Below are 7,417 nucleotides of genomic sequence, written 5' to 3' on the forward strand. Positions count from 1 at the left end.
GACCGTCAGGCGGGGAAGCGGGCGAGCACGGCGTCGCGGGCGGGCATGGCGACGGCGCCACCGGGAGACTCGCAGACCAGCCCGGCGACGCGCAGGGCGAAGGCGACCCGCTCCCGCCAGCCGACCGGGTCCACCGGCTCGCCGGCGGCGAGCAACTCGGCGATGAGCGCCCCCATCACCGAGTCCCCGGCACCGGTCGCGTCCACCGCCCGGACCTTCGGGGCGGGGATACGAACCACGTCGTCGCCGGCAGCGAGCAGGGCGCCGTCCGCGCCCAGGGTGACCACCACGGTGGCCGCGCCCAACTCCCGCAGGTACGCGGCGACTCCCTCCACCGGCTCGCGGGGGTAGAGCAGGGTGGCGTCGGCGCTGCTCAGCTTCACCAGGTGCGCGCTCGCGGCGAACTCGGCGACCACCTCGCGCAGCCCGTCCAGCGCGCCGTGGCCGTCCAGCAGCCGGGGACGGACGTTCGGGTCGAACACCCGCAACGCCCCCGCGATCGCCCAGGCGCGCCGGGCGGCGGCCAGCACCGGCGGGTGCAGCAGCACGATCGAGCCGCAGTAGAGCACGTCGGCGCCCTCGACCAGGGCCACGTCCAGGTCGTCGGGGGTGAGCAGGGCGTACGAGCGGGGCTCCCCGTAGAAGCGGAAGTCCGGTTCCGAGCCGGCGAAGGTGGCCACCGCCAGCGCCGTCGGCGCCGGTACGGTGACGGCCCCGGCCAGCCCGACGCCGGCCGCGCCCAGGAAGACGCGGATCCGCTTCGCGAGCGCGTCATCGCCGAACGACCCGACGAACTCGACGTCCCCGCCGAGCCGGGCCACCGCCACGGCCACGTTGAGCGGCCCGCCGCCGATCGCCTGCCGGTAGCCGGGTTCGCCGTCGTACCTGGTCTCGAGCAGGTCGACCAGCGCCTCGCCGAGCACCACCGCGTAGCCCATCCTGGCTCCTTCCAAACCGTCGTACCCCGATCCTGGCGCATCGCCCGGGCGCGGCGCGCGGGGACGACACCGAGACCGTACCGGCGGCGACCGATCGCATCGAGATTCGACTATTGCCTGCGGTACCCGGACGTGATGGGATTGCGCCTGCCGGAGTGGCGCGGGGGCTGCCGCGCCGCCGGCCGCCGGGTCGAGCCGACGCGAGGGCACACCGGTCCGTGGCACGGACCGCAGGCGGTGTACGCCTCCCGACGGCCCCGGCCGCACTCCGACCGCCGGGCGTGGCACCGCGATCGTCACATCCGCTCGTCACAGCGGGGCGGACCGGTGCGGGTCCCGTCCCGCGAGTCAGGAGAACCCGTGCACCGATCCCGTACGGCCGCGCTGCTCACCGCGGCCGCCACCCTGGCCCTGGGCGCCTTCGCCCTGGCCACCGGTTCCGACCCGGCCGCCGCGCACGGCGCGGCGATGACCCCGGGCGCCCGGACCTACCTGTGCTGGAAGGACGGCCTCACCCAGACCGGTGAGATCAGGCCCAACAACCCCGCCTGCGGGGCCGCGGTCGCCGAGAACGGGGCGAACTCGCTTTACAACTGGTTCAGCGTGCTGCGCTCCGACGCCGGCGGCCGGACCGTCGGCTTCATCCCCGACGGGAGGCTGTGCAGCGGCGGCAACCCCAACTTCAGCGGCTACGACCAGGCGCGCAACGACTGGCCGATCACCCACCTGACCGCCGGGCGGACGATGGAGTTCCGCTACAGCAACTGGGCCCACCACCCGGGCACCTTCTACTTCTATGTGACCAGGGACAGTTGGAGCCCGACCCGGCCGCTGGCCTGGAGCGACCTGGAGGAGCCGTTCCTGACGGTCACCAACCCGCCGCAGCGGGGCTCGGTGGGCACCAACGACGGGCACTACTACTTCACCGGCACCCTGCCGGCGAACAAGAGTGGCCGGCACATCATCTACTCACGCTGGGTCCGCTCGGACAGCCAGGAGAACTTCTTCGGCTGCTCCGACGTGACCTTCGACGGCGGCAACGGCGAGGTGACCGGGGTCGGTTCGGGCGGCACGCCGTCACCCACCCCCACCACGCCGACGCCGACTCCGACCGGCCCGTCGCCGACGCCCACCACCAGCCCGACCATGCCGCCGCCGGGCGGCGACTGCATGGCGGTCTACCGGGTGGTCAACGCCTGGCCGGGCGGCTTCCAGGGCGAGGTCATGATCATGAACCACAGCTCCCGGACGTACGGCGGCTGGACGGCGAACTGGACCTGGGCCAACGATCAGGCCATCACCCAGTTGTGGAACGGCACGCCGAACACGAGCGGGGCGGCGGTGACGGTCACCAACGCCCCCTACAACGGCACCATCGCGCCGGAGGGCACCACCACGTTCGGCTTCACCGCCAACACCTCCGGCACCAACACCCTGCCCACCGTCACCTGCACCGGCCGGTGACCCGACCCGCGCAGTGAGGAAGGGCCCCCGGTTCGACCCGCGGGGCCCTTCCTTCCCACCTGGGTCAGCGGACCATGCTGCCGACGACGGGCTTGGTGAGCAGGGCCGACTGGTTGCGCTGGATGCCCGGGTCGAGGGTCTTGGCCACGAAGATGGCGTGCCAGATGCAGAAGATCAGCACGGTCCACACCTTGCGGGAGTGGTCCGCCTCCTCCCGCTTGTGCTCCTCCAGCAGCCGCATCGCGTACGACAGGTCGATCAGGTCGCCGGCGCCGGAGGTGGCCAGCACGTGCCGGGCCCACTCGTACATCTCGCCGCGCAGCCAGACCCGGGTCGGGGTCGGGAAGCCGAGCTTCTTGCGGTTGACGATGGCCGGCGGGACGACGCCCTGCAGCGCCTGGCGCATGGCGTACTTGGTGGCCTCGGAGCGGGGCGGGAGCTTCAGGTCGACCGGGATGCCGGCCGCCACGTTGAAGACCTCCCGGTCCAGGAAGGGCACCCGCACCTCCAGCGAGTGCGCCATCGAGATCCGGTCGGCCTTGACCAGGATGTCCCCGCGCAGCCAGGTGTAGAGGTCGACGTACTGCATCTTGGTGACGTCGTCCAGCTCGGTGCACTCCGCGTAGATCGGCGCGGTGACGTCGGTGTAGCGGACCGAGGGGTCGTAGCGGCGCAACAGGTGCTGCTTCTCCTCCTCGGTGAACATTCGGGCGTTGCCGTAGTAGCGATGCTCGATCGGGGTGGTGCCGCGCTCCAGGAAGCTCTTGCCCTTGACGCCCTGCGGGATCGCCTTCGACACCGCCCGCAGGCCCTTCTGCACCCCGCCCGGCAGGCCGTTGACCGTGCTGAGCGACAGCGGCTCGCGGTAGATGGTGTATCCGCCGAAGAACTCGTCCGCGCCCTCGCCGGAGAGCACCACGGTGACGTGCTCGGCGGCCTTCTTCGCCACGAAGTAGAGCGGCACCAGCGCCGGGTCGGCCACCGGGTCGTCCAGGTGCCAGACGATCCTGGGCAGCGCCTCGATCATGTCCTGCGGCCCGATCTTGGTCGGGATGGTGGTCACGTCGAGGTGCCGGGCCGAGTCCTGGGCGACGTCGATCTCGGAGTAGCCGGGCACGTCGTACCCGACGGTGAAGGTGAGGATGTTCGGGTTGAACTCCCGGGCCAGGGCGACCACCGCGGTGGAGTCGATGCCGCTGGAGAGGAAGGAGCCGACCGGCACGTCCGAGCGCATGTGCATCCGGACGCTCTCCCGCAGCGTCTCCCGGATCTCGTGGTAGAGCTTCTGCTCGTCGGCCACCGGCGCCGGCCGGAACACCGGCCGGTACCACCGGCGCACCTCGATCCGGCCGCCCGGCGTCCAGGTCAGGTACTCCCCCGACCCGATCCGGCTGATCCCCTTGTGCAGGGTGCCCGGCTCCGGCACGTACTGCAGGGTCAGGTAGTGGCTCAGGTTGGCCGTGTCGATCCCGGCGTCGCCCTGGTACGCCGACTGCGCGAACGGCAGCAGCGCCTTCTTCTCCGAGGCGAGGTAGAGCCCGTCCTGGGTCTCCAGGTAGTGCAGCGGCTTGATGCCGAAGTAGTCCCGGGCGCCGAACGCCCGCCGCTCCTGCCGGTTCCAGATCACGAAGGCGAACATGCCGCGCAACTTCGTGAGCACCTGCTCGCCCCAGTAGTGGTAGCCGGCGACGATCACCTCACCGTCGCCGTTGGTGGCGAACTGGGCGCCGAAGTCCCGGATCAGCTCGTCCCGCAGCTCGATGTAGTTGTAGATCTCACCGTTGAAGGTGAGCAGGTAACGGCCGTTCGCGTAGGGCAGTGGCTCGTGGCTGAGGGCCACGTCGATGATCGCCAGGCGCTTGTGCGCGAACACGCCGTCCGCGTAGCGGCCGGAGGCGTCGCCCACCACCTCGACCCCGGTCTCGTCCGGGCCGCGGTGGTGCAGGCACTCCAGTGCGCTTGCGATGTGGTCGCGGTGGGCGGCGGCGTCACCGCGCGCGCTGAAGAAGGCCAGGAGTCCGCACATGATGGCCATCTTTCCACGCGCCCGGAGCGGCCGTCCCGGCACCGCAGGCTCTCCCCGCTCCCGTGCGCGCGGTACCGTCTGCACCAGCGACGAGGCGGAGGAGGCGGATCATGGCCGAGGAGCGGACCCAGCAGGGTAAGCCGGCGGACGGCACCGAATCACACGACCCGGACTTCCCGGAGGCGTTCCTGGCGTTCATGCGGCAGGGCTGGCGGGACAGCGAACTACCGGTCGGCCCCCGCCCCGAGGTGCCCAACTACGCCAAGCGGCGGGCCGCGCTCGCCGCGGCCTTCCCCGGCGAGACGCTGGTCATCCCCACCGGCAACGAGAAGGTACGCGCCAACGACACCGACCACCCGTTCCGGGCGGGCAGCGACTTCGCGTACCTGACCGGCGACCTCGAACCGGACAGCGTGCTGGTGCTGCGCCCGAGCGGCGACGCCACCCTGTACATGCGGCCCCGGTCGTCGCGGGCGACCGACGAGTTCTTCCGCAGCCGCAACGGCGAGCTCTGGGTGGGCCGGCGGCCCACGCTGCACGAGAGGTCGACCGAGCTGGGCCTGCCCACCGCCGACCTGACCGAGCTGGACGCGGCCCTGGCCGACCTGGCGCCGGGGCGTACCCGGGTGCTGCGCGGCTTCGACACCCGGGTGGACGCGGCGGTGCGCCCGTACGACGGGGCCCGGGTCGAGGGGCAGCCGGGCCGCGACCGGGAGCTGGCGATCGCCATCTCGGAGCTGAAGCTGGTCAAGGACGAGTGGGAGCTCGCGCAGCTGCAGGAGGCGTGCGACGCCACCGTGCGCGGGTTCGAGGACGTGGCCCGGGCGCTGCCGGCCGACCGGGGTGTCTCGGAGCGGCTGCTGGAGGGCATCTTCGCGCTGCGCGCCCGGCACGACGGCAATGACGTCGGGTACGGCTCGATCGTCGGTGCCGGGGAGCACGCCACGATCCTGCACTGGGTGCACAACCACGGCGCCACCCGGCCGGGCGAGCTGCTGCTGATGGACATGGGCGTGGAGAACCGCAACCTCTACACCGCGGACGTGACCCGGGTGCTGCCGGTCAACGGCCGGTTCACTCCGCTCCAGCGCCAGGTCTACGACGCGGTCTACGCCGCCCAGCAGGCCGGCATCGAGGTGATCAAGCCGGGCGTGGCGTTCCGGGACGTGCACCTGACCGCCATGCGGGTCCTGGCCGAGGCGCTGAAGGACCTCGGCCTGCTGCCGGTGAGCGTGGACGAGGCGATGGACCCGTCCTCGACGGTCTACCGCCGCTGGACCCTGCACGGCACCAGCCACATGCTCGGCATCGACGTCCACGACTGCGCCAACGCCCGGAAGGAGATGTACCGGGACGGTCCGCTCGGCGAGGGCTACGTGCTCACCGTCGAGCCGGGGCTGTACTTCCAGCCGGAGGACGAGCTGGTCCCCGAGGAGCTGCGCGGCATCGGCGTGCGGATCGAGGACGACATCCTGGTCACCGCCGACGGCGCGGTGAACCTCTCGGCCGGGCTGCCGCGCCGCTCGGACGAGGTGGAGACGTGGCTGGCCGAGCAGCGCGAGGCCGGTCCGCGCCTGCCGGGCTGATCCCGGCCGGACGACCCTGACGGCGGGCCCCACCGCCGACGGCTGCGACGTTTTCGTCGTTGTGCCGCCGGTGGTGGGGCCCGCCGCTGTTTGCGCTGCGCGGCACCCTCGTCACCGGCACATGCCGAACGGTGTCCGCCGCCTGCCGTGAGGCGAATGTGGGGTTTTTTCAGATACGTCCGCCTCGTGAGGATCCTTCTCATACGGTGTGGATCAGAGGCTACAACCGGTTTGTAGCTGGTCGCCCTGCCAGGGGCGGTGCGACCCCTTTGTGTAACCGAAAGGGCGGAAGGCTCTGATGTCCAACGACGTAACGACTTCCGACGGCGGGGCCCCATCGACCCCGCCCACGAGCAGGCGGCGGGCGATCTGGGTCGCCACCGGCGTGGCCGGGCTGACCGGCGTCGTCGGGCTGGCGGCGCTGGGTGGCCTCGCCGCTCGTGACGACAAGTCCGACGAGGCGCAGCGCGTCGCGGAGAACCACGCGGCCGCGCCGCAGAATGCGAGCGACGCCGGCAAGGGTGGCGAGAAGGAGGCCCACGAGGAGCAGAACCGGGCGGACGAGAACGGCCGGGACGGCAAGGAGCGGGGCGAGCGCGGTGAGGAGCGTGACGAGCACGGCCGCCGGGTGCGGGAGGTGCCCTGCCGCGACGAGAAGCTGGTCGAGGCCATCGACCTGGCCAACCGGGATCACGGTGGCACGTTGAAGCTGGCCAAGGACTGCGTCTACGAGCTCGACTTCGCCGACAAGAAGTCCGGCACGGCCCTGCCCACGATCCGGCAGGACATCACCATCAAGGGCAACGACGCCACCATCAAGCGCGACTCCGAGGACGCCTTCCGGCTCTTCCGGGTCGCTGACGGCGGCGAACTGACCCTGAAGGACCTCACCCTCAAGGACGGCAACGCCGCCGAGTTCAAGTACGGTGCCGCGCCGATGACGCCGGGATCAGGCTCGCCGGGCGGATCGGATTCGCAGGCGGCGCCGTCGATCCCGGGGCAGGAGAAGAAGGAAGAGAAGAAGGAGGGCGAGGCGGACGGTGGCGCAATCCTGGTCGAGCGGGGCGGTAGCGCGCACCTGGAGAAGGTGGAGCTGACCCGTAACAACGCCGAGGGCAACGGCGGCGCCATCGCCAACTTCGGCCGGGTCGACCTCGACGACAGCAAGGTCGAGGACAACCACGCCCAGCGCAACGGCGGCGGCATCTTCAACGTCGGCGTCCTCAAGATCCGGGACTCCCGGATCAACAACAACACCGCCGGCGAGAACGGCGGCGGCATCGCCAACGGCGAGGGCAAGGAAAAGGACAAGGACAAGGACTACTGGGTCAAGGGCCGCGACGAGGCCGGCACCGTGGAGATCATCGGCCGCTTCCAGGGCAAGGAACCCAGCAAGACCGAGA

Annotated in this window: 4 protein-coding genes and 1 pseudogene; 3 read left to right on the forward strand and 2 right to left on the reverse strand. The window is 71.3% G+C overall.

Annotated features, from left to right (window positions below; genetic code table 11):
* Window positions 1-5 precede the first annotated feature (5 nt).
* A complete protein-coding gene (locus ABZ783_RS24380; RefSeq protein ID WP_357441986.1) occupies window positions 6-938 on the reverse strand; it encodes a carbohydrate kinase in 933 nt (310 codons plus the stop codon).
* A 360-nt stretch (window positions 939-1,298) separates the two neighbouring features.
* Between ABZ783_RS24380 and ABZ783_RS24385 the strand changes: the two genes are divergently transcribed.
* Window positions 1,299-2,402, forward strand: coding sequence for a lytic polysaccharide monooxygenase (locus tag ABZ783_RS24385; protein ID WP_357441987.1), 1,104 nt, complete (start codon window positions 1,299-1,301; stop codon window positions 2,400-2,402).
* A gap of 64 nt (window positions 2,403-2,466) precedes the next feature.
* Here ABZ783_RS24385 and asnB read toward each other — a convergent pair whose 3' ends face one another.
* Entirely contained in the window at window positions 2,467-4,428 is a 1,962-nt protein-coding gene (gene asnB, locus ABZ783_RS24390; protein ID WP_357441988.1) for an asparagine synthase (glutamine-hydrolyzing), read from the reverse strand.
* A gap of 110 nt (window positions 4,429-4,538) precedes the next feature.
* Here asnB and ABZ783_RS24395 point away from each other — a divergent pair, with 110 nt between their 5' ends.
* Window positions 4,539-6,014 (forward strand): aminopeptidase P family protein, encoded by a 1,476-nt coding sequence (locus tag ABZ783_RS24395; protein WP_357441989.1) that lies wholly within the window; start codon window positions 4,539-4,541, stop codon window positions 6,012-6,014.
* A 298-nt stretch (window positions 6,015-6,312) separates the two neighbouring features.
* A pseudogene (locus ABZ783_RS24400) lies at window positions 6,313-7,417 on the forward strand (hypothetical protein); the annotation flags it as partial.

The organism is Micromonospora sp. NPDC047738 (assembly GCF_040642675.1).
In the GTDB taxonomy this organism is placed as follows: Bacteria; Actinomycetota; Actinomycetes; order Mycobacteriales; family Micromonosporaceae; genus Micromonospora.

Coding starts and splice junctions, on each gene's coding strand:
- ABZ783_RS24380 (WP_357441986.1), bottom strand. CDS start 938: ATGGGCTACGCGGTGGTGCTCGGCGAGGCGCTGGTCGACCTGCTCGAG.
- asnB (WP_357441988.1), bottom strand. CDS start 4,428: ATGTGCGGACTCCTGGCCTTCTTCAGCGCGCGCGGTGACGCCGCCGCC.
- ABZ783_RS24395 (WP_357441989.1), top strand. CDS start 4,539: ATGGCCGAGGAGCGGACCCAGCAGGGTAAGCCGGCGGACGGCACCGAA.